The sequence below is a fragment of the Nocardia heshunensis genome (assembly GCF_054782115.1).
Genome location: NZ_BAAGTC010000024.1, coordinates 20,134 through 45,145 on the forward strand (window position 1 = coordinate 20,134; position 25,012 = coordinate 45,145).

A 25,012-nucleotide genomic window follows, 5' to 3' on the forward strand; every position below is an offset into this window, starting at 1 on the left:
GACTCAGAACAGCGACTGGCTCTCGGCGGCGATGACGAAGCCGTGGCCGTCCACGGTGCAGCGGACGCCGGAGGTCATGGATTCGCAGATGACGCCGCGCACGCCGATGGTCTGGCCGTATTCCAGGATCTTGCCGCCGCCCTCGTGATTGCCGGGGGCGGTCGAACCGTCGGTGGGCGGGCCGACGAAGACGCCCTGGTTCAGGCAGACGAATTGCGGCTTGCCGTTCTGGAAGCTGGCGGCCACCTCGTGCGCGGGGTTGTTGGCGCAGTCCAGGCCCGCGGGGATGACGGTGGCGTTCTTCAGCTGGCAGCCGACGGTGTGCAGGTCGTCGACGTAGATGCCGCATTTGATGTTCTTGCTGGGCGACTGGAAGTAGTAGTGGCCCTGGGCTTCGAAGTCGCGGGCGTCGACGTTCACGTCGTCGCGGTTGGGGAGGGTGGTGGTCTTGGCTGCGGTGGTGGGCGGGGTGCCGCCCTGGGCAGGCTGGGTCACCTGAGCAGGCTGGGTGGTCGGTGCCGCGCCGGGGGTGCTGGTGTTCGGGTCGCAACCCGACAGGGCGCCGACGAGTAGCAGGGCCGCCGCGGTGGCAAGGAACGCACGCATGATCACATCGCTTTCAGTCATCGGGAATGGCCGGCAATTCGATTCGCCCACAAGAACATTCGCGCGAAGCATGCAAATCGTTAGCTTGCACAAGAGCCCATGGTTCCTCGGGCTTGACGGCTCGAGCATATCCACAGGGTTTTCGCCGAGACCGGAAGCGAGCGTCGGCCTAGGCTGAGGGCCATGACGCCGCTGCAGCGCTATATCGCGGAGGAAATCGCCACCGACCACGCGGAGGGCCTGTTCAGCCGCCGGGAAGCCTTGCGACGACTGGGCCTGATGGGCATCGGCACACCCGCGGCGGTCGCGCTGCTGGCGGCCTGCGGGGAATCGGCCAAGCAAGCCGCGCCGAGTACGACGGCAGCGCCTTCCGCGTCACCGTCGGCTCCGCCACCCGGGAAGGCGACAGCGGTGCCGTCCACCGCGATCACCCTGCCCGGCCCCGACGGCCGCACCTTGCAGGCGGCGTGGGCGCAGGCGTCCGCACCCAAGGGTGGCGTGCTGGTGATCCACGAGAACAAGGGTCTCACCGACCACATCCGTTCCATCACAGGCCGTTTCGCCGGTGTCGGCTATTCCGCACTGGCCGTCGACCTGCTCTCCGAGGAGGGCGGCACCGCCACCTTCACCGACGACGCCGCCGCGACCGCAGCGCTGAGCAAGATCCCCAACGACCGCTTCGTCGCCGACCTGCGCGCGGGCCTGGCCGAACTCGGTCGCCGCGTCCCCGGAAAGAAGCTGGGCGCCACCGGTTTCTGCTTCGGCGGCGGCCTCACCTGGTTGCTGCTCACCTCCGCCACCCCGGAGCTCGCCGCCGCCACCCCGTTCTACGGCCCCTTCCCCGACGGCGGCCAGTTCACCGGTTCCAAGGCCGCGGTCCTGGCCGTCTACGGCGCCCTCGACACGCGCGTGGACGCCACCCGCGCCGCCGCCGAATCCGCCCTCGACCAGGCACACCTCCCCCACGACACCTACGTCGCCGACAACGCCGACCACGCCTTCTTCAACGACACCGGCGCCCGCTACCAGCCAACCGCCGCCGCCGAAGCCTGGAAGCGCGTAATCGACTGGTACGGAAAGTATCTGGCCTGAGCCCCTAACCCAGCCACGGACTGTGCCGCTGCTCCCGATAATGCTCGAGCCGTAACCGAACCGTCGGATGCACCGGCAAACCCGCCAATTCCTCCAGGGAAAGAAACCGAACCTCGGTCGACTCGTGCGAAACCCGAATCTCGCCACCCACCACCCGGCCGCGGTAAACGATCGCGAACTCCTGCCGGACCTCGCCATCCGAGTACTCGATGACATGCTCTGGGTCGGTATAAATTCCGAGCAGCCCGGTGATCTCGATATCCAGCCCGGTCTCCTCGTGAGTCTCCCGGATCACACACTGCTCCAGGGTCTCCCCAACCTCCATGATCCCGCCGGGCAACGACCAATTCCCCGAGTCGCCTCGCCGCTGCATCAACACCCGGCCGCCCGCGTCCACGACCAGCGCCGACCCGCCGGGCTTGAGCGAGTTCGGCTTGGGTGCGTTGGGGTCTCGGTAGTAGTCACGGCGTGTGCCCATGGCCGAATCCTTGCGTTGTCGTGTACGGAGTGGTCGTGCCCCATAGTTGCTCGAACTGGTCTGCAAATGACTCGAATATGCCGTGCGGAGACAACCTTCGCAGGTATAGCGCAGTGTGTTGATAACCCCTGGCCCGAAACAGGTACGGGGTGACGATCATCTCCGAGTCGAACCGAAACACCGAGTTGTACAGGTGCGTCGCGTGAAGTCCCACAGAACACCCCGGAGTGCTGGCCAAGGGTCCCAGCATGGACAGCGCATTGCGTATCCGGCCCGCTAGCGTTCCTCCCATCTGCTCCAGCAGGTCCCGCTCGATCACGTGATCACAATCGGGGTCGGCGAACCCGAGCCGGACCACACACCCTGAACTTGTCTTGGCCGCAATGAGATCAGCGGCCTTGGGAAGCAGCTCGAAGACGAACGGGTAGGCGTAGCCGATGATGTCTATCTGCTCGGTCGCCTTGTGCACCAGTGAAACCCAGAGATCGCTCGGTATCTCGGCGCGATGCGCGTAAGCAGCCAGTACCTCGGCAGTCGCAGGTGCGCCTGGTTGCGTATCCGGCCGGGAAGTCGGCCACAATGCCTCTTCCGTCTCCCCGAGCACATCGGCCACCTGGAGCCGGGTTCGACGATGCGGCACTCGCCCCGCCAGCCACCGATTCACAGTCTTGACGTCTACTCCGACAGCTGCGGCAAGTGCTGCCGAGCCGAGTCCCGCTCTGAGCATCGCGCCGCGCACACGGCTGTTTCCGTTTCCCGGCGGCGTTCTCGAACTCCAGTCGGACAGCTCCGAGCCGGACGGTAATGCCGGGTTCTACCTGGAGGTTCAGGGAACCACGGCACTCGATCGATACGAAAGCGGAGGGCGGTAATGCGTTACAGGCCAACGGCTCTCGGGTACATCCGTACCGACGTATCCGGAATCTCCCAGCTCTGGGACGAATCACAGATCCGCAGGCTGGCGAATCGACTCGGCTACGACTTTTCCGGCATGGTCGTGTACGACCCGAACTCCGGACGACCGGCTCTGGCCCAGCTCAGAGCCCAGAAGACGTCCACACCCGTCATGCCTCCCCACCGCGGAGGGATCTGCCATCCACCAAGACGAACGGCATGCCGTGAGCGTGTGAGCGGGGCCGTGGTGTTTGGATGAAACGGTGGAGTTGCGTCAATTGCGGTATTTCGTGACGGTTGCCGAGGAGTTGCATTTTGGGCGGGCGGCGGAGCGGTTGCATATTGCGCAGCCGGCGGTCAGTCAGCAGGTGCAGCGGTTGGAGCGGGATCTGCGGGTGCAGTTGCTGGATCGGTCGCCGCGGCGGGTGCGGTTGACCGAGGCGGGGTTGCGGTTTCTGCCTGCGGCCCGAGCGGTGCTGGCGGCGGCGGATCAGGCTCGGGCCAGTGTGGCGGAGTTGGCGGGTGGGCGGGCCGAGGTGTTCCGGCTGGGGACGGTGACCGGGCTCGGGGAGCGGTTGGACGCGGTGCTGGATGCGTTTGCCGAGAAGGCGCCGCAGGTGCAGGTGGAGTTGATGGCGATGCCGGTGCGGGAGCGGCTGGCACAGGTGGCCGACGGGCGGTTGGATGCGGCGTTCGTGCGGTCGCCGGAACCCGGCGAGAGTCCGGAGCTGGACTTCCTGCCCGCCTGGGATGACCCACTGGTGGTCGCGCTGCCCGCGAAACATCCACTGGCGAAAGCGGATTCGGTGTGGCTGGCGGATCTGGCGGCGGTGCCGCTGCGGTTGACCGAGCGACGCAATCATCCCGCGCTGGTGGATTTGGTGCTGAACGCCTGTGTGCGTGCGGGATTCGAGCCGGTGCCCGCGCCCACCTCCACCACGCTGCAGGACACGCTGGCCGCGATCGGCTCCGGATCACCCATGTGGACGGTGGTCTACGAGTCGAATGCCCGGCAGGTGCACAACTCCCGGGTCGCCTTCCTGCCGTTCGCCGATCCGGGGATGACCCTGCCGATCGCGCTGGCGGTGCGCGCCGATGCCGCCTCGCCGAATCTGCGCCTGCTCGGGGCGTTGCTCGCCGAGCCGACTTCACGATAAGGATCACTTATCGCTGCGCTAGCGACCTGCTCATTGGTCGCGGCGCGGAATTCCGGTGAACTGTTCTCAGGCCAGGAAAGGCAAACGGCCTGCACCCCATCATTTTTCGCAAGGAGAACAGTCATGCCGATCGTCACCGTGCAGCAGGGTCCCCGCACCGTCGAGCTGAAGCGCGACCTGGTGCGCCGCATTACCGACGCCTTCGTCGACGCCTACCAGATCCCGGCCGAGGCCGTGCAGGTCTGGATCCACGAGACCCCCGCCGACAGCTGGGGCACCGCCGGTCGCCTGACCGCCGACGGCAAATAGCGACACGCGCCTGACAGCGGGCTGCCAGCCCGCACCTGCACGCTGCTGGCAGCCCGACCGATCGAGAACGGAACAAACTCATGCCCTTCGCACCCGTCGCCCTGAGCCACGGCCCGAGCACCGTCGAATACCTCGTCACCGGAACCGGTCCCGGCGTGGTGCTGGTCCACGGCACCTTCGCCCATGCCGAGGCCAACTGGGCGGAGTCGATCGCCGAACTGAGCGATCGCTACACGGTGGTCGCCCCCAACTACGCCGGTTCGGGAGCCACCACCGCACCCGACGTGGTGACCGTCGACGATCTGGCCGCGCAGGTGCTGGCCGCCGCCGACCACGCCGGACTGACCGCCTTCCGGCTGGCCGGGCATTCACTGGGCGCGGTGACGGCGGCCGCACTCGCGGCCCGCCATCCCGACCGGGTGGAATCGCTTGTGCTGCACGCACCCTGGTCCGTGACGGGCACCCGCGCGGCGGCCGTGTTCGATCTGTGGCAGCACCTGCTGCGTAACGATCCCGCCGCCCTCGCGCGCCTGCTGCCGTTGACGGTCTTGCGCCCGGAGACCCTCGCGGCGTGGAGCGCCGAGGATTTCGAGCAAACCGTCGCCGCCTTCACCGATCTGCTGGATCCGGGTAAAGCGGTTCAGATCGCCGCCGACCGCTCGGCGGATATCCGAGACCTCTTGCCCCGCATCGCCGCCCGCACGCTGGTACTGGGCAGCGCCTACGATCAGGTCGTTCCGATCGCCGAACAGCGCGAGGTCGCCGATGCCGTTCCCGCCGCCGAGTACCTCGAGTTCGAGGCCGGTCACGCTCTGCCGCTCGAGGACGGACCGGGTTTCACCAAGGCGATCGCGGCGTTCTTCGACCGGACCTGACGACGGACCGACCATCCGGTACCCGGAGATGTCGAGGTCGTTCCAACCCGATATCGACTGGGTATGGATGCAGGTAGAGCCAGTTTTCGGTGATAAACCGGCAGTATGACAGAGGATGTCGGCAGCGACGCCGTACCCACGGCGGCGGGACGCTCGCTCGAATTCTGGGGCTATTGCATGTGGGGCCTCGCAGGGCTGGCGATCGCCGTGTCCGAACTCGCTTCGGTATTCGGGTTGGCGAGCTGGCCGACCATCTCCAATACGATCGGGCACCTGGAAACGCAGCACGCGTGGGTCCGGCTGGTCGTGGTGGCGGTGATCGTCTTGCTCGCCTATTACGCGGTCCCCCAATTCACCAGGTCGGCCGATCCGGTCGTGGAGACCGTCGGTGGCCGCACCCTCACCGTGAACGGCCGTGTGACCAAGACGGATTCGCGGATCACGCTACTGGGCGCGGGCTACCTGCTGGCAGCCGTCGGGACCTACGTCTTCGCGGTCCTGTTCGCCGCGGCGGATCGGGGCATGCATCCGCACTCGTACCTGGGCGCGTACGTGCTCTACGGTCTGATCGCCCTGATGTGGGTGATCGTCCCGAGCATCCTGGCCCTGTTCTTCACCCGGGATGTCCCGTTCCCCACGCTGTTTCGCACCGTGGGCTATCTGGAACGCCGCGCCCACCCGGTGGCGGCGATCCTGCTGGCCGGACTCGTGGTGCTGCTCATCCACCTGGCCTTCTACCCCTGGCCGGTGGTCGCCAACTGACCGCGAGCGGCGGAAACCGGTGCCCGCGAGGCTATTTGCGGCCGCGTAGCACCAGGAACGCCGCGTAGGCGGCCCCTGCCACGCCGATGACCACGACAATGCCGATGGTGCTGAGAAGTGCGTCCACGCCTGTGATTCTAGGCTTTTCGATGCGGACGGCGGCGGATCGCCAGCGTGTCGGCGACCGACACGAGCAGTGTCGTGGTCTGCGGCGTGTGCGCCCACCAGCGATGGGAGACGCCGGCCATGCAATAGAAGGTGTCCCCGGCCGTGAGCTCGTGCTCCACGCCTGCGGCCACCACCGTGATCGCGCCCCGCACCACATAGATCAATTCGTCGTTGGCGTGGGTGAATTCGCGCTCGCCATGTGCCGCGCCGCCGGTGAACTCGAGGGCCCGCAGATCGCGTTCCCCGTGTACCAGTGACCGCACCGAGCCGTCGGCGGGATCGGACTGCGGCAGCCGGGTGTCCTCGTCGGCGCGCACCACCGGCGAGCGCGGGGCCTCGTCGGCGGCGGCCAGCAGCTCGGTCGCGGTGGCGCCCAACGCATCCGCGATGCGTTGCAGGGAACGCAGGCTCGAATTGCTGTGCCCGTTCTCGAACTGGCTCAGGAAAGACTGTGACAGCTCGGTCAATTCGGCCAGCCGGGCGAGCGTCAGCCCCGAGTCCAGCCGCCGCGCGTGCACGACCTGGCCCAGTCGCCGCCAACGTCCGTGTTCGGTATCCACTCCTCGCCTTTCTCCGATCCGCCATTCTCGCCCGCGCCCGTGCCGGGCCCAGGGTTTGCCTCGAGCCGATCGGAACCCTTCAGCCCGGATTCAATCTACTGAATATTCAGTGAGTCTGAATATTTGGAGGAAATCGTGGAGCAGAACACCCTCAAGCGCCGGGGCATCGGACTCATCGGCAGCGACCCTGAGCTGGCCTTTCCCGGTTACACCCTGTACGCGCCGTTGGCGGGGAACGGCATCGTCGATCTGGTCGACCTGTCCGGCGAACGCGTGCACCGCTGGCAGTTGCCCCACCGCCCCGGCCGTCACGCCCGGCTGCTGCCCGACGGCACGCTGGCCTACAACGGCGCGACGCTCGCGGCGGGCGTGCTGTTTCCCATGTGGCGCAAGTACAGCGGCGGTTCGCTGGGCAAGTACGCCCCGGACGGCACTCTGCTCGCCGAGCATCGCGACGACCTGCAGCACCACGACGCCCACCACTACGACGACGGGCGCATCCTCTACACCGCGGTCGAGCCGCTGACCGGTGCCGCGGCCGCCCGCATTCGCGGCGGCGTGCCCGGCAGTGAGGCCGACGGCGTGGTGTGGGCGGACGTCATTCGCGAGGTCGACGCCGACGGCACGCTGCGGTGGGAGTGGCAGGCCGCCGCGCACCTGGACCCGGAAGACGCGGTGCTGCAGCCGCATTACTGGCGTGAGCACTGGCCGCTCATCAACAGCGTGTACCCGCTCGACGAGAACACCGTGGTGGCGAGCCTGCGCAGCGTGTCGGCGGTCATCGTGATCGATCGCGGCACCGGCGGCTACCGGCTGCTCGCCGATCGCGGCACCGTGGCGCAGCAGCATCACGCGACACCCGTCGGTGACGGCCGAATCCTGTTGCTGGACAACGGCACCTTCCGCACCGGCGAATCGGTGACCTACAGTCGCGTCCTCGAAATCGACCTGGCTACCGGCGAACTCGTGTGGACGTATCAGGATTCGCCCCGCGAGGCGTTCTTCACCCCGTACATGGGCGGGGCGCAGCGGCTGGCGAACGGCAATACCCTCGTCACCGAGGCGGCGTTCGGGCGGATCTTCGAGGTCACCCGGGACCGCCGGATCGTCTGGGAGTACGTGGTGCCGTCGTTCACCGAGTACCCGGACGCCGATACGGCCGCGGTCTTCCCCGGCGTCTCGAACGCGATCTTCCGTGCCTACCGGTATGCCGCCGAGGAGATCCCCTGGCTGTAGCGCGGCGCGCATGACTCATCACCGAAACAGGCGTATGCAGGAGTTATGGGTCGCCATCCGCAGCGGACACCGCTCTACGGGGCGTTGATGCTGGTCGGGGTCATGCTCACCGGGCTGTGGGTCCGGGACTGGCCCTGGCCGTGGCTGCGGGCGATCGGTTTCACGGCGTTGTTCCTCATTGCCTGTGCGGGGTTCCTCATGACCTTCCGGGACCTTTCCTAGGCTGAATATTGCATACATAGCGATTCATGCATATGGTGTTCGTCGGGCACTACCAAGGAGGGTTATGGGCGGGCATACGCACGAGCACGGGCACGATCACGGGCATTCGCACGGCGCGACCGCGGACAGCGACAAGCGCTGGCTGGCGGGCGCACTGGCGGTCATCGTGGTGTTCCTGCTCGGTGAGGTCGTGGTCGGCCTCGTCGCGGGATCACTGGCACTGCTGTCCGACGCCGCGCACATGCTCACCGACGCGGCCTCGATCGTGTTGGCGCTGTGGGCGATCCGCTTGGCCGCCAGGCCCGCCGAGGGCCGCATGACCTACGGCTGGAAGCGCGCCGAGATCCTCTCCGCGCAGGCCAACGGTCTGACGCTGCTGGGCCTGGCCGCCTGGCTCACCTACGAGGCGATCCGTCGCCTCATCGACCCGCCCGACGTGACCGGTGGCCTGGTGCTGGTCACCGCCCTGATCGGCATCGTGGTGAACGTGCTGGCCAGCTGGATGATCAGCCGCGCCAACCGGACCAGTCTCAATGTCGAGGGCGCGTACCAGCACATCCTCAACGACCTGTTCGCGTTCATCGCCACCGCCATCGCGGGTCTGATCATCATGGTCACCGGCTTCGCCCGCGCGGACGGCATCGCCACCCTGATCGTGGTGGTGCTCATGGTGAAGGCCGGTGTCGGCCTGGTCCGCGCCTCGGGCCGCATCTTCCTCGAGGCCGCGCCCAGCTACCTGGATCCGGTCGCTATCGGCCGCGAGATGGCGGATGTCGATTCCGTGGTCGAGGTGCACGACCTGCACATCTGGGAAATCACCTCGGGCGTCCCGTCACTCTCGGCGCACATCCTGGTCGCGCCGGGCGCGGACAGCCAGGCCGTGCGCGCATCGGTCGCCCACATGCTGGCCGAGACCCATCACATCGATCACGCGGTGCTGCAGGTCGACTTCACCGATCACGACGAATGCCCGGAAGACGATCACGACCACGAGCCGCACTGCGCCGAGCCACACGGCCCGGTGCACCGCAAAACCATTGCCTCGAGCTGAGATTCACACACTCACGGCATGCCGTTCGGCGAGGTTCGCCAGGGCGGCCGCGGCAGGGGAGCCGGGCGGGGCGGTGTAGACGACCAGGAGTTGGTCGGGATCGCCCGGGAGCAGCAGGGTTTCGTAGCCGAGGTCGAGCGGGCCCGCCTCGGGGTGATGGATCAGCTTGGCGCCGAAGGTCTTTTCCTTGATGGGATGCGCCGCCCAGTGGCGGCGGAAGTCCGGGCTGCGGGTGGAGAGTTCTTCGACCAGGGCGGTGACCTTCGGGTCGTCCGGGTGTAGGCCCGCGTCGCGGCGCAGGTAGGCGACGGTTTCGGCGGCGACGTTCTCCCAGTCGGGGTAGAAGGTCGGGGCGGCGGGCTCTAGGAAGAGATAGCGGGCCTGGTTGCGTTCGGCGGCGGGGACCCGGGAGAAGCCGGAGACCAAGTCGCCCATGGCATTCCAGGCCAGCACGTCCATGCGACGGCCGAGGATGAACGCTGGCGCGGTGAGGGCGTCGAGGATGAGACGGGCGCCCGGGCGCAAGGTGTCGCGGTAGACGCCGGTGGTCGTGGTGGGGTGGGCGTCGACGGTGCCGTTCGGGCGGGCCAGGGCGTAGAGGTGCAGGCGTTCGGGATCGGTCAGGCGCAGGGCACGGGCGACCGCGTCGAGCACGGCGTCCGAGACATGTTTGCCGCGGCCCTGTTCCAGCCGGATGTAGTAGTCGACGCTGACGCCGGCCAATTGCGCGACTTCCTCGCGGCGCAGACCGGAGACCCGGCGGCGGCCGTATTCGCGCAGGCCCGCGTCCTCGGGGCGGATGCGGGAGCGGCGGGAGCGGAGGAAATCGCCGAGGTCGGTCTGCATGGCAACCAGCCTACGAAACCATCCTGGTACTGCCAGACCCAGGAAAACCGGTGCCCTCGCTGGGCCCTTCGCGCGCTTGCAGGATGAGTTCACAAGCAAAACAGCGAAGGAGCTTTCGGACATGAGCTACGAGAACCTGACCGGCCGGACCGCCGTCATCGCCGGAGCCGCCAGCGGCATGGGCGAGGCCACCGCACTGCTGCTGGCCCGCAACGGGGCCCGGGTGGCGCTGCTGGCCCGGCGGGCCGATCGGCTGGAGACCCTGGCCGCCAAGATCGAGGCGGAGGGCGGGACCGCACTGGCGGTCACCGTCGACGTCACCGATTCCGCGAGCGTCACCGCGGCCGCCGAGGCCGTGCACGCCGCATTCGGTCCGGTCGATCTGGTGGTGAACTCGGCGGGCGTCATGCTGCCCAACCCGATCACCGACGGCCGTGAGGACGAGTGGACCCGCATGCTGGAGACGAATGTGGGTGGGCGGCTGCGCATGATCCGCGCCTTCGTCCCCGACCTGCTGGCCGCCGCCGACGCGGGCCGCAGCGCCGACCTGGTCAATATCTCCTCCATCGGCGCACACGTGCCGTTCCCCAGCTACGCGGTGTACGGGGCGACGCAGGCCGCCATCACCCAGCTCTCGGCGACCCTGCGCACCGAGCTCGGTCCGCGCAAGGTGCGGGTCACCAATATCGAGCCGGGATTGACCGACACCGAGCTCGGCAATCACGTCGACAATGCCGAGCTCAGCGGCCAATTGGACGGCATGTTCCAGTTCATGGAATCGCTGCAGCCCGAGGACATCGCCGACCTGATCGCCTACACCACCAGCCGCCCGGCCCGGGTGAACCTGCGGCAGGCGATCATCCTGCCGACCCAGCAGGCTTGAGCTCTCCCGACGCTCACCCGCCTAGGATCGGGGCATGCGGGTGGGACGCGGGCTTCGAGGATTCCTGGCTTTCGCACTACTGATCGCGGTGGTGGTCGCCACCGCGTGGGCGCAGCAGCCGCACGGATACCGGGACGTGCGAGCCCCGGACGACACCTTCAGTGCGGCAAGGGCGTTCACTCACATTCGGGAGATCGCGACGCGGGCGCATCCGGTCGGCACCGCCGAGCACGACCGGGTCCGCGACTATCTCGCACAGCAACTGCGGGACCGGGGTGTGGACACCGAGATCCGCACCGGCATCGGACGCTTCCCCGTGGCGCCCGGCCAGGAGGAGATCAATCTCGGGCGGGTCCAGAACATCGTCGGCCGGATCCCGGGCTATGCGTCGACCGGCACGGTTTACCTGGTGGCCCACTATGATTCGGTGCCCTCCGCGCCCGGCGCGAACGATGACGGCTCCGGAATCGGGGCCATTCTGGAGACCGTGCGGGCGCTGCGTTCGGAGCCGAGTGCGCTGCGCAACGATCTGGTCGTGCTGTTCACCGATGGCGAGGAGCCTGGCCTGCTCGGCGCGGAAGCCTTTGTGGCAGAGGGCAAGTACGACCGCGAGCACGGTGTCGTCATCAATCATGATGCGCGCGGCGCGGGCGGCTCGCCCCTACTGTGGCGGCTCACCAAGCCCGAGGGCGCGCTCATCCGGGCGATCGCCGACGGCGTGCCGAATCCCACCAGCGATTCGCTGACCACTGCCCTCGCGGGCGACGCCACCAGCAGCACTACCGATTTCACGTCCTTCGCGCCGGGCGGGCTGCGCGTGCTGGACTGGGCGTACACCGACAAGAGCGCCTACTACCACAGCCGCATGGACGATCCGGAGCACGTGGATCTGGCTACGCTGCAACAACTCGGTGCGAACACCCTCGCCCAGGCCAGGGAATTCGGGCGACGGGATCTCGGCGACACCGGCGACCGCTCGAATCCCGCGTACTTCGCATTGCCCTTCGGCACGCTGGTCGTCGTGCCGATCTGGGTGATCATCGCCCTGGCGGTGATGCTGGTGTTCGCCGCGGTCTGGACGATCCGGCAGGTGCGCTGCACCGGTGAGGCGAGCATCAAAGCCGTTGTGCTCGCGGCGATTACCGCACTGCTGACGGTGCCGCTGGCCGTCGCAGCCACCTACGGCCTGTGGGCGTTGTTGCAAACCATCCGACCGGAGTACGCGAGCGCCGGGGTCGACCCGTTCCGTCCCGAGTTCTTCCATCTCGCCGTGCTGACGTTGTCGGTCGCGGTACTGCTGGCCTGGTATGCGTTCGCCCGCAGGGTGTTCGGCCCCACTGCCGCCCCGGTCGGCCTGCTGACCGGTATCGCGGCGATCGGCATGGCGTTCACCGGTTTCGCGCCCGCCGCAGCCCAGATGGTCGTCGTTCCGACGTCGGCGGCTGCCGTCGGAGTGGCGCTCACGTTCGTGACGCCCGAGCGCTGGCGACTGCCCATGCTGGCCGTATTCCTGTTTCCCGCCGCGGTTTTCCTCGGCGCGACCGCCTGGCCTGGAGTCCGGGCCGGGCTCGGGACCGCGCCCTTCCTGGCCGCGCCCGCCACGGTGCTGTTCGGCGGTTTGCTGCTGCTCGTGCTGACCCCGTCGTGGCCGAAACGGCAGAGCTGGCCGATCCCGCTCACGGCGCTGCTGCTGGTCGCCGCGCTGTGCACGGCCGGGCTGGGCGTCGACCGCTTCGACGATCAGCATCCGCGCCGCACCCAGCTCGCCTATTCCTTGGACGCGGATCATGGGCAAGCCCGGTGGATCTCGGAGCTGCCGCCGGACGACTGGACCCGCATCCTCCTCGGTCCGGCCCCGGCCCAGCAGCTGCTGCCGCCCGCCGCCGAAATCGTCTCCGACACCACCGATTCCGGCACCCGGACGGTCCGGCTGCGGCTCACGTCGCCGCGTGCCGCGACCCGCATCGACCTGAACTGGGACACCGCACCGACGTCCCTGCGCATCGCCGGGCGCGAGATTACGCCGGTGCCCGCCAAGGGTTTCCACTTCTACGCCGTACCGCCCGAAGGCATCGACGTGGATCTGATCGCCTCGCCCGGACCGCTCGCCCTCCGGCTGGCCGACAACTCCTGGCTGCCCGACTCCCATCTCGACGCCCTGCCGCCACTGCCGGACGACCGCTACTTCCGTCAGGACAGCACCGCCACCGTTTCCAGAACCGTCGCCTTGCCCTAGCCGACAGCCTCCCCCACCACCTACAACGCCCCGGACGATCCCACCCGCGAGTATCGGGGCGCCACCTGCTGCCCGATCGGCTGTGAGCCGAGTCGTCCGTGGTGGTCGAGTTCGCCGTCGCCGCGCCAGCAGCCCAGCTCGCCGGTGCGGAACATGCGGTCGCCCGGATGGCCGTACGGGTCGGCGAGGAAGCGGGCGCCGGTGAGGCCCGGGCGATGCCGGTAGCCGCGCGCCAAACCCGCACCGGCGACATAGATTTCACCCAGGACGCCCGGGGGCAGCGGGTTCATCTTCTCGTCCAGCACATAGCAGCGGGTGCCGACCACCGGGCCGCCGATGGAGACGGCCGCGTGCGGGGCGACCGGGTCCAGCGGGCGGCTCATGGTGGCGCACAGGCCAGCCTCCGGCCAGCCGTAACCGCTCACGAACGAGCGCCCGGCCGACCAGATTCCGGTCAGTTTGGCCGGACAGGCCGCGCCCGTGGTGGCGAGCAGGCGCAGTTGCGGCAGCGGCTCGGCGCTGGGCAGGGTGGCGAGAATGTGCGGGGTGAGCACGGCGTGGGTGACCTGCGCGTCGGTCATCAGCTCGTACAGGTCCGCGCCCGCGTAGGGGCCGGGCGGGGCCACCACCAGCGCCGCCCCGGATGCCAAGGCCAGCAACAGCTCCCAGACGGCGGTGTCGCGGCCGGGCGTGGCGGCGGCCAGCACCCGGGCGTCCGGATCGGAGTCGCAGCGCTGCGCCTGGGTCACCACCAGGTTGGCCAGTCCGGCGTGAGTGATGGTCGCGCCCCGCATGATTCCGCTCGACTCGGGCGGATAGACGACGTACGCGGGATGCTCCAGCCGCAGCGGCCGCACCCGTTCGGCGTCGGAGACCGGGGCCGCCAGTGGCGCCGACCAGACACCGGCCGCGCCGGGCGCGCTCTCGCCGCTGGTCCGGCGCAGCGGCGCACCCCCGGCCATCAGCTCACGCACTCGCGCGTCCAGCAGCTCGGGCTCGTCGGACCGGTCCGACGGCACGATGGGATCCATGAGCAGCCAGTCGCCGGAGGCCATGGCGGGCAGCAGGTCCCGGCGCAGCTCGGTCGTAATCCCCGCGACCGCACCGGAATCGGCGAGGATCGGGGCGATGCGAACGGGCGCGGCGTCGGGGTCCACGGTCAGAAAGGCGGCCCCAGCGTGCGCGACCGCACACACCGCCACCACCCATTCCGGCGAGCGGGGCAGCGCGATCGCCACCACGTCCTCCGGGCCGAGGCCCGCGCCGATGAGCCTGCGCGCCAGGCGGTTCGCCCGCTCGGTCAGCTCCCGGTAGGTGAGGGCGACGCCGCCGCACAGTACGGCCGCGGCCTCCGGATCGTAGGAGGCGGCGCGGGTGAGCAGCTGGGGTAGCGTCAGCGCGACCGCGGAGCTGGTGTCGTTCCATCGGCGTAGCTGCCGCCGCCAATCGGTGGAGTCGCCGACGGCGGACTCGGCGGTGCGGCCAGCGAAGCCCGGTGCGGTATCGCAAACATCCGGAGAATCGGCGAGCATTGTCCCTCCCGAAGTCGAGACCTGCGGATTGCGCCGGAACGCGGCGGTTTCGCGCTCCGACTGCGGACAGTACAGCACCGAAGCAGCAAGTCTGCTGCTATTCCCTTCGTGCCGCAAATGGACGAATGACCAGGCGTTATGTGGTCAAGCGATCAAGCCGCGGCCAGCCGCTCCGACGCACGCGCGGACCCACGCAGGCCACCGCTTCCGAGCGGGATGAACGCCGCAATGGCCGCCGACGCCAGCGCCACTCCACAGCCGATGAAAAGACCCGTCCGGAAACCGCTTTCGGTCGGAATCGTGCGCCCGCCCAGGCTCGTGCTCATTTGCGAGAGCACCGCGCCGATCACCGCGGCCGAGAACGAGGTGCCGATGGATCGCATGAGGGTGTTGAAACTGTTGGCGGCGGCGGTCTCCGACAGCGGCACCGCGCTCATGATCAGCGCGGGCATCGCGCCGTAGGCCAGCGCCACACCGCAATTGCAGACGCAGACCGCGACCAGCAGTCCCCAGGTGGATCCCATCAGCACCGTCGAGAGCGCGTACCCCGCCGCCAGCACCAGCCCGCCCGACACCAGCGTCACCTTCGGGCCGCGCGCCGCCGACAGCTTCGCGCCCAGCGGCGACACCAGCATCATCATCACGCCGCCCGGGGCCATCCACAGACCCATGGCCAGCATCGACTGGCCGAGCCCGTAGCCGGTCGTCTTCGGCAGCTGCAGCAGCTGCGGCACGATCAGCGAGGCCGAGTACATGCCGAAGCCGAGCACCATCGAGGAAGCGTTGGTGAGCAACACCTTCGGGCGCGCGGTCACCCGCAGGTCGACCAGCGGGTCGGCGGTGCGCAGCTCCCACCACGCCCACAGCGCCAGGCTCAGCACGGCCGCTGCAAACAGGCCCACGATGGTGGTGTTGCCCCACCCCCAGGTCGAGCCCTTGGACACCGCCAGCAGCAGGCAGACCAGTCCCGCGCCCAGCCCGACCGCGCCGATCGCGTCGAAGCGTCCCGTGGCGCTGACCGGCACGGCGGGCACCAGCACGGCAATGAGAATCGCGATGAGCAGGCTCAATCCGGCCGCGCCCCAGAACAGCACCCGCCAATCCGCGTGCTGCGCAACGGCCGCCGCGATGGGCAGGCCGAGCGCGCCGCCGATGCCCATCGATGCGCTCACCATGGCGATCGACGGTCCCAGCCGTTCGGCGGGCAGCAGATCGCGCAGGGCCGAAATGCCCAGCGGCAGAATGCCCATCCCCATGCCCTGCAAACCCCGGCCGATGACCATGGGCGCGACCGAGTCGGCGAGCGCGCACACCACCGAGCCCGCGATCAGCGGGGCGGTGGAGACCAGCAGCATGAGCCGCTTGCCGTAGAGGTCGCCGAGCCGCCCGGCGACCGGGGTGGTGACGGCGGCGGCCAGCAAGGTCGCGGTCACCACCCAGGAGGCGTTGGACGCGGAGGTGTGCAGCAGCTGCGGCAGTTCGCCCAGCAACGGGACCACCAGGGTCTGCATGACGGCGGCGATGATGCCCGCCAGGGCGAGGACGCCGACGATGCCGCCGGGCCGGTGTGGGTTCTGCTGGGACATGCATGTGTACGCTACATAATCTGTGCATAATGCACATAGATGATGTGACCCAGCTCACCCGTGATAGACAGATTCTTCTGTGCGACGAAAGGACGGCATGGAACAGCCCGCCGAAAAACCCACGGCCCGCGTCGAATTCGAAACCATGCTGCTCGGTCGCTACACCATCAATGCCCGCTACCGCCGCGACGGCAGCCGCCTGGATCGCAGCGCCTACGTGCTGCTGAGCCGCCTGGCCGTGGACGGACCGATGTCCATCGGCGAGCTCACCGAGGCGTTCGGGCTCGACACCTCCACGGTCAACCGGCAGACCGCGGCGCTGTTGCGCGGCGGGCTCGTGGATCGCATCCCCGATCCGGTCGGCGGCATCGCGCGGAAGTTCCGGATCGCGGCGGCGGGCGAGACCGCGCTGGAGGACGAGCGGCGGGCGAACACCGAGGGCCTGGACCGGGTCATGGCCAACTGGTCATCCGAGGATGTCGCGACCTTCGCGAATTTCCTGGCCCGCTTCAACACCGATATCGAGCGCCTCGACGGGCGACCCTGGCCCCGGCCCTGATCAGTTCCGATCACAATGGCATCGGCCCGATACGGACAGGAGATCCGTATCGGGCCGATGCCATTCGCCGGACCGGGCAGTGGCCGGCAACGCCCGGAGAGGGAATCCGGGCACGAAAGCCGGACGGTGAGACCGGCTTCCGGCATCGACGGTAGTCGCCGCGCCCGCGCAGCGGTATCGGTCATTTGCCCCAACCGCGCGGTAACTATGCGGCGGCGTCACGCCGGGCTCACCGCGACCCGGCCCAGATTGCGGCGGGTGGCCACGAGGTCCAGTGCGGCATCCATCTCCACCAGCGGAAAGACGGTGTGGCGCGGGCGAATCCGGCCCGCGGCCAGCAGCTCCCACAGCTCGGTGCGCCAGGCGTCGAGCAGGTCGGCGCGGGTGCGGCTGAGCAGGCCCATGGAGAATCCGGTGACCGTCTTGAGCTCACCGAGCAGGGTGTTGGCGTCCACGCTGCCGCCGTAGGCGCTGAAGGCGACCAGACGGCCGTGCGGGGCAAGGGTTTCCACCCCACGCTGCACCATGTCCGCACCCACGCCGTCGAGGATGACATCCACCTTTTCGGCCCAGGTCTCGTCGTAGGTGACGACCTCGTCCGCGCCGCAGTCGCGGAGGAAATCGGCCTTGTCGTCGGTGCTGACGGCCGCGATCACGCGGGCCGCGCCGAGAGCCTTGGCCAGCTGGATCGCCAGGTGGCCGACGCCGCTGGCCGCGCCCGTCACGAGCACCGATTCACCGGCGGCAAAACGCGCGGTGCGCAGCAGACCGAGCGCGATGACGCCGCCGCGCACCAGCGCCAGCGCATCGGCGGTGGCCACACCGGCCGGGATCTCGGTCATCAATGGCGGCATGGCCGTGGCGTATTCGGCATACGCACCCTCGAAGACCACTCCCCCGACCCGCTTGCCGATCCAGTCGGTCAGGTCCGGTCCGGCCGCAACGACGGTGCCGACGATCTCGCCGCCGTCGGGCCCGCCGTCGCCGCGCTCCAACATGCGCAGCAGGCCGACATGCACTCCCACCAGCTCGGTGCGCACCAGCAGCTGCCCCGGGCCGGGCGTCAGCTCGGCCACGTCGGTGATGACGGGACGGCGACCGGAGAACTGAATCTTGTGCACTGCTACGACCTTTCGATTGAACTTGTTATGGTCCTAAAATTATCTCCGATCTATGAATCGTGTCAAGCCAAAAAAAGCGGCGGCCGTCCGAAGACGACCGCCGCGCAGCAGTGCGGGACAGGCTAGGTGGTGGCGTTCTCGTGCTCCACCACCGCGTGATGCTTCGAGCCCCAACCCACGTGGGCCTCGGCGCGCATGCGATCCACCATGTGCGGGTAGTGCAGCTCGAAAGCCGGACGCTCCGAACGGATCCGGGGCAGCTCGTAGAAGTTGTGCCGCGGCGGCGGGCAGGAGGTCGCCCACTCCAGGGAGTTGCCGTAGCCCCACGGGTCGTCCACGGTCACGACCTCGCCGTAGCGGTAGGACTTGAAGACGTTCCACACGAACGGCAGCATCGACGCGCCCAGAATGAACGAGCCGATGGTGGAAACGGTGTTCAGCGTGGTGAATCCGTCCTCGGGCAGGTAGTCGGCATAGCGACGCGGCATACCCTTGTTGCCCAGCCAGTGCTGCACCAGGAACGTGGTGTGGAAGCCGATGAACGTGGTCCAGAAGTGCCACTTGCCCAGGCGCTCGTCGAGCATGCGGCCGGTCATCTTCGGGAACCAGAAGTAGATGCCCGAGAACGTGGCGAAGGCGATGGTGCCGAAGAGCACGTAGTGGAAGTGCGCGACAACGAAATACGAGTCGGAGACGTGGAAGTCGATCGGCGGGGAGGCCAGGATGACGCCCGACAGACCACCGAAGAGGAACGTCACGATGAAGCCGACCGCGAAGAGCATCGGCGTCTCGAAGGTCAATTGCCCCCGCCACATGGTGCCGATCCAGTTGAAGAATTTCACTCCGGTCGGGACCGCGATGAGGAAGGTCATGAACGAGAAGTACGGCAGCAGAACGGCTCCCGTCGCGTACATGTGGTGCGCCCACACCGCGATGGACAGCGCCGCGATGGCGAAGGTCGCGTACACCAGCGTGGTGTAACCGAAGATCGGCTTGCGGCTGAAGACCGGGAAGACTTCCGAGACGATGCCGAAGAACGGCAGCGCGATGATGTACACCTCGGGATGCCCGAAGTACCAGAACAAATGCTGGTACAGGATGCTGCCGCCGTTGGCCGGATCGTAGATGTGCCCGCCCAGGTGCCGGTCGTAGGCCAGCGCGAACAGCGCGGCGGTCAGGATCGGGAAGGCCACCAGGATGAGGAAGCTCGTCACCAGGATGGTCCAGGTGAACACCGGCATGCGGAACAGCGTCATGCCCGGGCAGCGCAGGCAGACCACGGTGGTGATCATGTTGACGCCACCGAGGATGGTGCCCAGACCGGAGACCGCCAGACCCAGAATCCACAGGTCACCTCCGACGCCCGGCGAGTGCACGATGTCCGAGAGCGGCGTGTAGGCGGTCCAGCCGAAGTCGGCCGCGCCGCCCGGGGTGAGGAAGCCGCCGGTGGCCATGCTCGCGCCGAACAGGTACAGCCAGTAGCTCAACGCGTTCAACCGCGGGAACGCGACGTCGGGTGCGCCGATCTGCAAGGGCAGCACCACATTCGCGAAACCGAACACGATCGCCGTGGCATAGAACAGCAGCATGATCGTGCCGTGCATGGTGAACAGCTGGTTGAACTGCTCGGTGGACAGGAACTGCATCCCCGGCCGGGCCAGCTCGGCGCGCATCAGCAGCGCCATGATGCCACCGATCAGGAAGAAGGTGATGGCGGTGGTCAGATACATCATCCCGAGCATCTTGGGGTCGGTCGTGGTGATCGCCTTGTAGATGAACGAGCCCTTGAGGCCACTGCGCGCCGGGAACGGCCGGGACCATTCGAGTTCGTGTTCGGGCTTTGGAGCAACTGCTGTCACCACATCCTCCTCGGGAGGGGTTCCGTCCAGCTCTACCAATCGGGGCACATAGAACGGCGCACAGCGTACCTACAGCAAACCGATCTTCGCGGAAAACACTCCGCATCACCAGTACCGGGATCGAAATGGAAGATTGCGGGCGGCGGTCGATCCGCTAGGGTCTTCGACCGTGGGGGATCGCTCGACGTCCGGTGAAACAGACCGGCCGCAAACAATTTTGACGCGTTATTCAACGTCAGTTCATCCAACGACGTCACGAAAACCTCATAAGTCGCGATTCACTATCAGAACCATGTCTCGCTCACTGCGCACCAGGATTGCCACCGTCGCCGTGGTCGGCATCTTCGGCACCCTGCTCGCCGCAGGCGCCGCCACCGCCACCGACGAACCCAAGGCCGTCATCCACGGCCGCTCCGAGATCAGCGCCCGCGTCTCCGGCGAGAAGCCGGACAACAAGTGCCAGATCGCGGCCGCGGACGTGAGCGGTCCGTGGGGCACCGTCGGCTCCGACGGGACGGTCACGCTGGCCCTGGGCGCGGGGCACGGCAGCAGCAATAAGAAACTGCGGGTGATCTGCGAGGATCCCAAGCGCGGGGACACCAGCATGCATACCGTGCGCGCGGACCGGGTGAGCTTCGACGGCATCCTGTCACCGCTGCGCCAGATCATGCACAACCGATTCTTCGGGGCTAGATAGTCTCCGTCATCCCGGCGTGTTTTTGGCCGGGATCCACACGAACCGGCTGGATTCCGGCCAAGAGCACGCCGGAATGACGAGAGGTCAGTGCCGTGCGCGGGCCGCTGCTACGGCCGCCCTGACCGCCGGGACCGTCTCCGTGACGAAGTGGTGGGTGGGCCCCTCGCCGTCCGGGTCGACCGGGAGCAGGAATTCACTGATGCCGTGGGACAGCGCCAGATCCGTGAGCTGGGGTGGGGTCATGGTCGGGTCGATGACGTAGGCGCGGCGGATGAGGGCCGGGATGCGGCCGGATTCGCGGGCGCCGGTGTCGATGGCGGCCATCAGGTCGGCGAGGTGTTCGGGCGGGGCGTAGCTGACGCTGCCGAGCCAGCCGTCGGCCAGTTCGCCGGTCATGCGCAGCGCGCGGGGGCCGTAGACACCCAGCCAGATCGGGATCGGATGTGCCGGGGGCGGACCGGGTTTCGCGCCGCGCAACGGGTAGAAGTCGCCGGGTAGGTGGGTGCGTTCGCCCTCGCCCCAGAGGGCGCGCAGCACGCCGACTGCCTCGCGTAGCGCGGTGAGCGCCTGGCCGGGGGTGCGGCGGGTGCCGCCCATGGCCTCGATGGCATCCCAGAACGCGCCCGCGCCCAGGCCGAGTTCCATCCGGCCGCCGCTGAGCAGGTCGAGGCTGGCGGCGCTGCGGGCCAGCACGGCGGGCGGGCGCAGCGGCAGGTTCGCCACCGCGGGCATGAGGGTCAGATTGCGGGTGATGCCCGCCAGAAAGGACAGCAGGGTCCAGGTGTCCAGGAAGGCGGGCTGGTACGGATGATCCTGCACCGCCAGCACTTCCAGCCCGGACTCGTCGGCCTGGCGGACCAGGCGCAGCAGCGAACGCCCGCGCGCCGCCTCGGGCGGAACGAAGATCCCGAACCTCAGCTCATGCCCGTAATCCGCCATAGCGAATATCAAGTTACCGCGTGACCGGGTGCGGGCGGGCAATTACGCGTCGATTCGGCGATTCCGTGCGGCCGACCCCGTTTCAGATCGTGATCAACCGGCAATCCGATTCCATAGTCGTTGCCGGGCAACGAATTACAATCGGAGTCGAGCCCTCCCGGGCGAGGGCAGGTCTTTTCGAAGGGACGTGCGCGGTGCAGGTTCACAGCACGATCGAGTCGGCCCACAAACATCTGCGCGCGGTGGATCCCTCCGCCCTGGCGCACGCGCGGAACCGGTTGGCGGAGACCGGAATAGCGCGCCTGAGCTTCCTGCTGCCGCATCGCGTCAAACGGGTGCTGGCCGCCGAGGCGCTGACCCTGCTCGACCATCACCGACAGTGGGGTGAACTGCTGCCCGAGGGCGAGGGCGGCGCCCGGCAGCAGGTGGAACTGGTCGAACCGGAGGTCGCCGCGCACGCCGCCTGCATCCCGGCGCTCTACGACTGTGAACCCTTGCGGCACAACCTCTCCCTCATCGCCGCCGAACCCGTGCTGGGCCGCACCGACGACCGCCGCTACCGGGTCAACCGCCTGCACCACGACGATGTCGCGGGCCAATGGCACTGGGACGACTACGCTTTCGCCCTCGTCCTGGTGGTGGAGTGCCCGCCGCTGGCCGACGGCGGCTTCGTGCAGACGGTGGCCCACACCCACCGCGACTGGGACCACGACGACGTGTACCGGACGTTGACGCGCAACCCGATTCACTCCTGGGAGCTGCATCCGGGCGACCTGTATCTGATGCGCACGGACACCACATTGCACCGGGTGCACCCCTTCGTGAACGGCCGCCGCACGACCGTAGGCATGGCCTTCGCCTCGCGCACCGGGGCCGAGCGGGAACAGGCCCACAGGGCAGCCAGCTAGCAAGCCTGCCGGGGGTTTGCTGTCGCTCATTCGCTGCGGGCGAATCGCAGAGAGTGATAACTTGATTCACGTTCACGCAGCGGGGGGCAGTGTCGCCGCACCCGTCATCAACTTCGGGCAGATCTCTTGCCGTCCGGTTCAACCCTGCCCACCCGGTTTAGGCGACTCCCATGGATCTTCTCAATCCGCTCGACGCCATTTTCCTGGCCATCGAATCCCGCGAACACCCCATGCACGTGGGCGGCCTGCAGCTGTTCGAGCCGCCCGCCGACGCGGGCCCCGACTACACCCACGAACTCTTCGCGGCCATGTCCGCGAAGACCGAGGTGCGCACCCGCTTCCGGCGCAAGCCCAGCCGGTTGCTGGGCGGTTTCTCCAGCCTGGCCTGGTCGCATGCCGAGAGCGTGGACCTGGGCTACCACCTGCGCCGCTCCGCCCTGCCCGCGCCCGGCGGCCTGGACGATCTACTCGATCTCACCGAGCGGCTGCACGGCATCCTGCTGGATCGGCATCGGCCGCTGTGGGAGGGCCGCCTCATCGAGGGGCTGTCCGACGGCCGCTTCGCCATCTACATGAAAATGCATCACGCGCTCATCGACGGCGTCTCGGCCATGCGGCTGCTGCAGCGCACCCTCACCGACGATCCGCTCGACACCAATCTGTCGGTGCCGTGGGGCACCCCGCCGGTGCCGCGCGACGACAGCGTCGAACCCGAGAGCCCGTGGGCGCAGGTGCGGCGCTCGGTGCCGCGCATCCTGCGCGCCACCGGATCGATCGCCGCGCCGGTGCGGGGCGCGATCGAGGGTCGGCTCACCATGCCGATGACCGCGCCGCGCACCATCTTCAACACCTCCATCGGCGGGGCCCGACGCATCGCGGTGCGGTCGTGGCCGCTGGAGCGGATCAACAATGTACGAACCGCCACCGGCGCCACGGTCAACGATGTGGTGCTGGCCATGAGCTCCGCGGCGCTGCGCAGCTACCTGCTCGAACGCGACGCGCTGCCCGACGAACCGCTGATCGCCATGGTGCCGGTCAACATTCGCAGCAATGCCGAATCCGACACCTCCGAAGGCAATATGGTCGCGGCCTGCCTGGCCAACCTGGGCACGCATCTCGCGGACCCGGTGGAACGACTCGCGGCCATCAGCACCTCCATGCGCGAGGCCAAGCAGGTGTTCACGCAGCTGCCGAAGCTCGAGGCCATGCTGCTGTCGGCCGCCCTGATGACGCCGCTCGGGGTGTCACTACTACCGGGCTTCGAAGCATTGCCGCGCATGCCGTTCAACCTGGTGATCTCGAATGTGCCGGGACCTCGGAAACCGGTCTACATGCAGGGCGCGCGGCTGGACGCCAACTATCCGCTCTCGATTCCCTTCGAATCGCAGGCCATGAACATCACGCTGACCACCAATGGCGACAACCTCGATTTCGGGTTGGTGGGCTGCCGCCGCACGGTGCCGGACCTGGATCGCATGATCGACCATCTGGAAGCGGGCCTCGCCGAGCTGGAAAAGGCCACCGCCTGACCACTTACTAGGCTGGCCACGTGATGGAGTGGCCCGAACTGCGCGCACAGTGCCTGATCCTCGAGGACGAGGCGGTGCTGGCCCTGAACAAGCCCGCCGGAATCTCGGTGACCGGGGAACGTCACGACACCGACATCGTGGAAATGGCGGCGGCACAGGGCGAGACGCTGTACCCGGTGCATCGCATCGACAAGGTGACCTCGGGGCTGGTGCTGCTGGCCCGGGAGCTGTCCGCGCACGGGCCGCTCACCCGGCAGTTCAACAAGCGCACGGTGGCGAAGGCGTACCTGGCGGTCGTCTCCGGCATCGACCTGCCCGACCGTGGTGTCATCGATCTGCCGTTGAGCGTCGGACGCAAGAACCGGGTGCGGATCGCGGCTCCCCGAGAAACGATTCACCGTGTCGCCGACACCTGGCAGGTCGATGCCTCGGATGTACTCGCGGGCAAGAACTATCCGTCGGTCACCGAATTCGTCACCGTCGCCCGCACCGAGTCGCACAGTGTGCTGGCGCTGCGCCCGCTCACCGGGCGGCGGCATCAGATTCGCGTGCACCTGGCCTGGATCGGCCATCCCATCGTCGGCGATCCGCTCTTCGATCGCACCGGTGAATTTCCGCGCACGCATCTGCATTCGTGGCGTTTGACCCTCGACGCGCCCTGGCGTCCGAATGGTCTACTGGAACTCGAGGCGGAACCGGGAGCGGACTTCTGGCAACCGGGTGCGGTGACGCTCACCGACGCACCACAGCAACTATTGAGCAGCGCAAGCGAACTCATGGCGCAGGCCACCCCGACCGCGCAGTGATGGCAATTCGCTATATTGCGTGGCGGGTCTCACCGATCCACATCGGGGCAGGTCATTTAGCCTCAATGAGGTGACCGCGGTGCGGCGGCACAGCCGGGGCG

Annotated in this window: 25 protein-coding genes; 15 read left to right on the top strand and 10 right to left on the bottom strand. The window is 68.0% G+C overall.

Features of this window, described 5'->3' with window-relative positions:
• Nucleotides 1–3: 3 nt before the first annotated feature.
• On the bottom strand, nt 4–606 hold the full coding sequence (locus ACYVN4_RS39075; protein ID WP_460728255.1) for a DUF6636 domain-containing protein: 603 nt from the start codon (nt 604–606) through the stop codon (nt 4–6).
• Nucleotides 607–789: 183 nt separating this feature from the next.
• Here ACYVN4_RS39075 and ACYVN4_RS39080 point away from each other — a divergent pair, with 183 nt between their 5' ends.
• A complete protein-coding gene (locus tag ACYVN4_RS39080; protein ID WP_460728257.1) occupies nt 790–1,698 on the top strand; it encodes a dienelactone hydrolase family protein in 909 nt (302 codons plus the stop codon).
• Between the two features lie 4 nt (nt 1,699–1,702).
• Here the strand turns inward: ACYVN4_RS39080 and ACYVN4_RS39085 are convergent, their stop codons facing one another.
• Together ACYVN4_RS39085 and ACYVN4_RS39090 are read right to left on the bottom strand one after the other, a co-directional pair.
• Nucleotides 1,703–2,176 carry an NUDIX domain-containing protein gene (locus ACYVN4_RS39085; RefSeq protein WP_460728259.1) on the bottom strand — a complete coding sequence of 158 codons (474 nt, stop codon included), beginning with the start codon at nt 2,174–2,176 and terminating at the stop codon, nt 1,703–1,705.
• Nucleotides 2,160–2,789: a hypothetical protein gene (locus tag ACYVN4_RS39090; protein WP_460728261.1), complete on the bottom strand. Its 630-nt coding sequence runs from the start codon at nt 2,787–2,789 to the stop codon at nt 2,160–2,162. Before ACYVN4_RS39090 ends, ACYVN4_RS39085 begins: the two co-directional genes overlap by 17 nt.
• 544 nt (nt 2,790–3,333) lie before the next feature.
• Between ACYVN4_RS39090 and ACYVN4_RS39095 the strand changes: the two genes are divergently transcribed.
• From ACYVN4_RS39095 to ACYVN4_RS39110, 4 genes are all read left to right on the top strand, one after another.
• The gene (locus tag ACYVN4_RS39095; RefSeq protein WP_460728263.1) at nt 3,334–4,227 is read left to right on the top strand and encodes a LysR family transcriptional regulator; all 894 of its coding nucleotides are present in this window, start codon (nt 3,334–3,336) and stop codon (nt 4,225–4,227) included.
• 33 nt (nt 4,228–4,260) lie between these two features.
• Nucleotides 4,261–4,536: a 4-oxalocrotonate tautomerase DmpI gene (gene dmpI / locus ACYVN4_RS39100; protein ID WP_460728265.1), complete on the top strand. Its 276-nt coding sequence runs from the start codon at nt 4,261–4,263 to the stop codon at nt 4,534–4,536.
• Nucleotides 4,537–4,616: 80 nt separating this feature from the next.
• Nucleotides 4,617–5,411 (top strand): alpha/beta fold hydrolase, encoded by a 795-nt coding sequence (locus tag ACYVN4_RS39105; protein WP_460728267.1) that lies wholly within the window; start codon nt 4,617–4,619, stop codon nt 5,409–5,411.
• Between the two features lie 105 nt (nt 5,412–5,516).
• Nucleotides 5,517–6,173, top strand: a complete 657-nt coding sequence (locus ACYVN4_RS39110; RefSeq protein WP_460728269.1) for a hypothetical protein — start codon at nt 5,517–5,519, stop codon at nt 6,171–6,173.
• A 137-nt stretch (nt 6,174–6,310) separates the two neighbouring features.
• Here ACYVN4_RS39110 and ACYVN4_RS39115 read toward each other — a convergent pair whose 3' ends face one another.
• Nucleotides 6,311–6,901, bottom strand: a complete 591-nt coding sequence (locus ACYVN4_RS39115; RefSeq protein ID WP_460728271.1) for a helix-turn-helix domain-containing protein — start codon at nt 6,899–6,901, stop codon at nt 6,311–6,313.
• 135 nt (nt 6,902–7,036) lie between these two features.
• On the opposite strand from ACYVN4_RS39115, the gene ACYVN4_RS39120 reads away from it, so the two are divergent.
• From ACYVN4_RS39120 to ACYVN4_RS39130, 3 genes are all read left to right on the top strand, one after another.
• Entirely contained in the window at nt 7,037–8,137 is a 1,101-nt protein-coding gene (locus tag ACYVN4_RS39120) for an aryl-sulfate sulfotransferase (RefSeq protein WP_460728273.1), read from the top strand.
• A 45-nt stretch (nt 8,138–8,182) separates the two neighbouring features.
• Nucleotides 8,183–8,359: a hypothetical protein gene (locus tag ACYVN4_RS39125; RefSeq protein WP_460728274.1), complete on the top strand. Its 177-nt coding sequence runs from the start codon at nt 8,183–8,185 to the stop codon at nt 8,357–8,359.
• A gap of 64 nt (nt 8,360–8,423) precedes the next feature.
• Nucleotides 8,424–9,410, top strand: a complete 987-nt coding sequence (locus ACYVN4_RS39130; protein WP_460728276.1) for a cation diffusion facilitator family transporter — start codon at nt 8,424–8,426, stop codon at nt 9,408–9,410.
• A gap of 3 nt (nt 9,411–9,413) precedes the next feature.
• Here ACYVN4_RS39130 and ACYVN4_RS39135 read toward each other — a convergent pair whose 3' ends face one another.
• Nucleotides 9,414–10,256 carry a helix-turn-helix transcriptional regulator gene (locus tag ACYVN4_RS39135; RefSeq protein WP_460728278.1) on the bottom strand — a complete coding sequence of 281 codons (843 nt, stop codon included), beginning with the start codon at nt 10,254–10,256 and terminating at the stop codon, nt 9,414–9,416.
• 121 nt (nt 10,257–10,377) lie between these two features.
• Here ACYVN4_RS39135 and ACYVN4_RS39140 point away from each other — a divergent pair, with 121 nt between their 5' ends.
• Together ACYVN4_RS39140 and ACYVN4_RS39145 are read left to right on the top strand one after the other, a co-directional pair.
• Nucleotides 10,378–11,139, top strand: a complete 762-nt coding sequence (locus ACYVN4_RS39140) for an SDR family oxidoreductase (protein ID WP_379354090.1) — start codon at nt 10,378–10,380, stop codon at nt 11,137–11,139.
• 34 nt (nt 11,140–11,173) lie between these two features.
• Nucleotides 11,174–13,375, top strand: coding sequence for a M20/M25/M40 family metallo-hydrolase (locus ACYVN4_RS39145; RefSeq protein WP_460728280.1), 2,202 nt, complete (start codon nt 11,174–11,176; stop codon nt 13,373–13,375).
• Nucleotides 13,376–13,395: 20 nt separating this feature from the next.
• Here ACYVN4_RS39145 and ACYVN4_RS39150 read toward each other — a convergent pair whose 3' ends face one another.
• Together ACYVN4_RS39150 and ACYVN4_RS39155 are read right to left on the bottom strand one after the other, a co-directional pair.
• Nucleotides 13,396–14,907 (bottom strand): AMP-binding protein, encoded by a 1,512-nt coding sequence (locus ACYVN4_RS39150; RefSeq protein WP_460728282.1) that lies wholly within the window; start codon nt 14,905–14,907, stop codon nt 13,396–13,398.
• Nucleotides 14,908–15,059: 152 nt separating this feature from the next.
• Complete coding sequence (locus tag ACYVN4_RS39155; protein WP_460728284.1) at nt 15,060–16,493, bottom strand: MFS transporter; 1,434 nt, start codon at nt 16,491–16,493, stop codon at nt 15,060–15,062.
• 97 nt (nt 16,494–16,590) lie between these two features.
• Here ACYVN4_RS39155 and ACYVN4_RS39160 point away from each other — a divergent pair, with 97 nt between their 5' ends.
• Nucleotides 16,591–17,052, top strand: a complete 462-nt coding sequence (locus ACYVN4_RS39160; RefSeq protein WP_460728375.1) for a MarR family winged helix-turn-helix transcriptional regulator — start codon at nt 16,591–16,593, stop codon at nt 17,050–17,052.
• Nucleotides 17,053–17,270: 218 nt separating this feature from the next.
• Here ACYVN4_RS39160 and ACYVN4_RS39165 read toward each other — a convergent pair whose 3' ends face one another.
• Nucleotides 17,271–18,173 carry a quinone oxidoreductase family protein gene (locus tag ACYVN4_RS39165; protein WP_460728286.1) on the bottom strand — a complete coding sequence of 301 codons (903 nt, stop codon included), beginning with the start codon at nt 18,171–18,173 and terminating at the stop codon, nt 17,271–17,273.
• Nucleotides 18,174–18,295: 122 nt separating this feature from the next.
• Nucleotides 18,296–20,032 (bottom strand): aa3-type cytochrome oxidase subunit I, encoded by a 1,737-nt coding sequence (gene ctaD / locus ACYVN4_RS39170; protein ID WP_460728288.1) that lies wholly within the window; start codon nt 20,030–20,032, stop codon nt 18,296–18,298.
• A 292-nt stretch (nt 20,033–20,324) separates the two neighbouring features.
• On the opposite strand from ctaD, the gene ACYVN4_RS39175 reads away from it, so the two are divergent.
• Nucleotides 20,325–20,729: a hypothetical protein gene (locus tag ACYVN4_RS39175; protein WP_460728290.1), complete on the top strand. Its 405-nt coding sequence runs from the start codon at nt 20,325–20,327 to the stop codon at nt 20,727–20,729.
• Nucleotides 20,730–20,813: 84 nt separating this feature from the next.
• Here ACYVN4_RS39175 and ACYVN4_RS39180 read toward each other — a convergent pair whose 3' ends face one another.
• On the bottom strand, nt 20,814–21,668 hold the full coding sequence (locus ACYVN4_RS39180) for an LLM class flavin-dependent oxidoreductase (RefSeq protein WP_460728292.1): 855 nt from the start codon (nt 21,666–21,668) through the stop codon (nt 20,814–20,816).
• A gap of 194 nt (nt 21,669–21,862) precedes the next feature.
• Between ACYVN4_RS39180 and ACYVN4_RS39185 the strand changes: the two genes are divergently transcribed.
• The 3 genes from ACYVN4_RS39185 (at nt 21,863) to ACYVN4_RS39195 (ending at nt 24,911) form a co-directional block, all read left to right on the top strand.
• The gene (locus tag ACYVN4_RS39185) at nt 21,863–22,576 is read left to right on the top strand and encodes a HalD/BesD family halogenase (protein ID WP_460728294.1); all 714 of its coding nucleotides are present in this window, start codon (nt 21,863–21,865) and stop codon (nt 22,574–22,576) included.
• Nucleotides 22,577–22,746: 170 nt separating this feature from the next.
• Complete coding sequence (locus ACYVN4_RS39190) at nt 22,747–24,105, top strand: WS/DGAT/MGAT family O-acyltransferase (RefSeq protein ID WP_460728296.1); 1,359 nt, start codon at nt 22,747–22,749, stop codon at nt 24,103–24,105.
• 23 nt (nt 24,106–24,128) lie between these two features.
• Nucleotides 24,129–24,911 carry an RluA family pseudouridine synthase gene (locus ACYVN4_RS39195; RefSeq protein ID WP_460728377.1) on the top strand — a complete coding sequence of 261 codons (783 nt, stop codon included), beginning with the start codon at nt 24,129–24,131 and terminating at the stop codon, nt 24,909–24,911.
• Nucleotides 24,912–25,012 lie beyond the last annotated feature (101 nt).

What these genes read in the sequence shown, in the direction of transcription:
- ACYVN4_RS39175 (WP_460728290.1), top strand. Translation starts at nt 20,325, where the DNA reads ATGTCTCGCTCACTGCGCACCAGGATTGCCACCGTCGCCGTGGTCGGC.
- ACYVN4_RS39135 (WP_460728278.1), bottom strand. Translation starts at nt 10,256, where the DNA reads ATGCAGACCGACCTCGGCGATTTCCTCCGCTCCCGCCGCTCCCGCATC.
- ACYVN4_RS39080 (WP_460728257.1), top strand. Translation starts at nt 790, where the DNA reads ATGACGCCGCTGCAGCGCTATATCGCGGAGGAAATCGCCACCGACCAC.
- ACYVN4_RS39195 (WP_460728377.1), top strand. Translation starts at nt 24,129, where the DNA reads ATGGAGTGGCCCGAACTGCGCGCACAGTGCCTGATCCTCGAGGACGAG.
- ACYVN4_RS39155 (WP_460728284.1), bottom strand. Translation starts at nt 16,493, where the DNA reads ATGTCCCAGCAGAACCCACACCGGCCCGGCGGCATCGTCGGCGTCCTC.
- ACYVN4_RS39180 (WP_460728292.1), bottom strand. Translation starts at nt 21,668, where the DNA reads ATGGCGGATTACGGGCATGAGCTGAGGTTCGGGATCTTCGTTCCGCCC.
- ACYVN4_RS39085 (WP_460728259.1), bottom strand. Translation starts at nt 2,176, where the DNA reads ATGGGCACACGCCGTGACTACTACCGAGACCCCAACGCACCCAAGCCG.
- ACYVN4_RS39075 (WP_460728255.1), bottom strand. Translation starts at nt 606, where the DNA reads ATGCGTGCGTTCCTTGCCACCGCGGCGGCCCTGCTACTCGTCGGCGCC.
- ACYVN4_RS39125 (WP_460728274.1), top strand. Translation starts at nt 8,183, where the DNA reads ATGGGTCGCCATCCGCAGCGGACACCGCTCTACGGGGCGTTGATGCTG.
- ACYVN4_RS39190 (WP_460728296.1), top strand. Translation starts at nt 22,747, where the DNA reads ATGGATCTTCTCAATCCGCTCGACGCCATTTTCCTGGCCATCGAATCC.
- ACYVN4_RS39105 (WP_460728267.1), top strand. Translation starts at nt 4,617, where the DNA reads ATGCCCTTCGCACCCGTCGCCCTGAGCCACGGCCCGAGCACCGTCGAA.
- ACYVN4_RS39140 (WP_379354090.1), top strand. Translation starts at nt 10,378, where the DNA reads ATGAGCTACGAGAACCTGACCGGCCGGACCGCCGTCATCGCCGGAGCC.
- ACYVN4_RS39130 (WP_460728276.1), top strand. Translation starts at nt 8,424, where the DNA reads ATGGGCGGGCATACGCACGAGCACGGGCACGATCACGGGCATTCGCAC.
- ACYVN4_RS39160 (WP_460728375.1), top strand. Translation starts at nt 16,591, where the DNA reads ATGGAACAGCCCGCCGAAAAACCCACGGCCCGCGTCGAATTCGAAACC.
- ACYVN4_RS39110 (WP_460728269.1), top strand. Translation starts at nt 5,517, where the DNA reads ATGACAGAGGATGTCGGCAGCGACGCCGTACCCACGGCGGCGGGACGC.
- ACYVN4_RS39145 (WP_460728280.1), top strand. Translation starts at nt 11,174, where the DNA reads ATGCGGGTGGGACGCGGGCTTCGAGGATTCCTGGCTTTCGCACTACTG.
- ACYVN4_RS39150 (WP_460728282.1), bottom strand. Translation starts at nt 14,907, where the DNA reads ATGCTCGCCGATTCTCCGGATGTTTGCGATACCGCACCGGGCTTCGCT.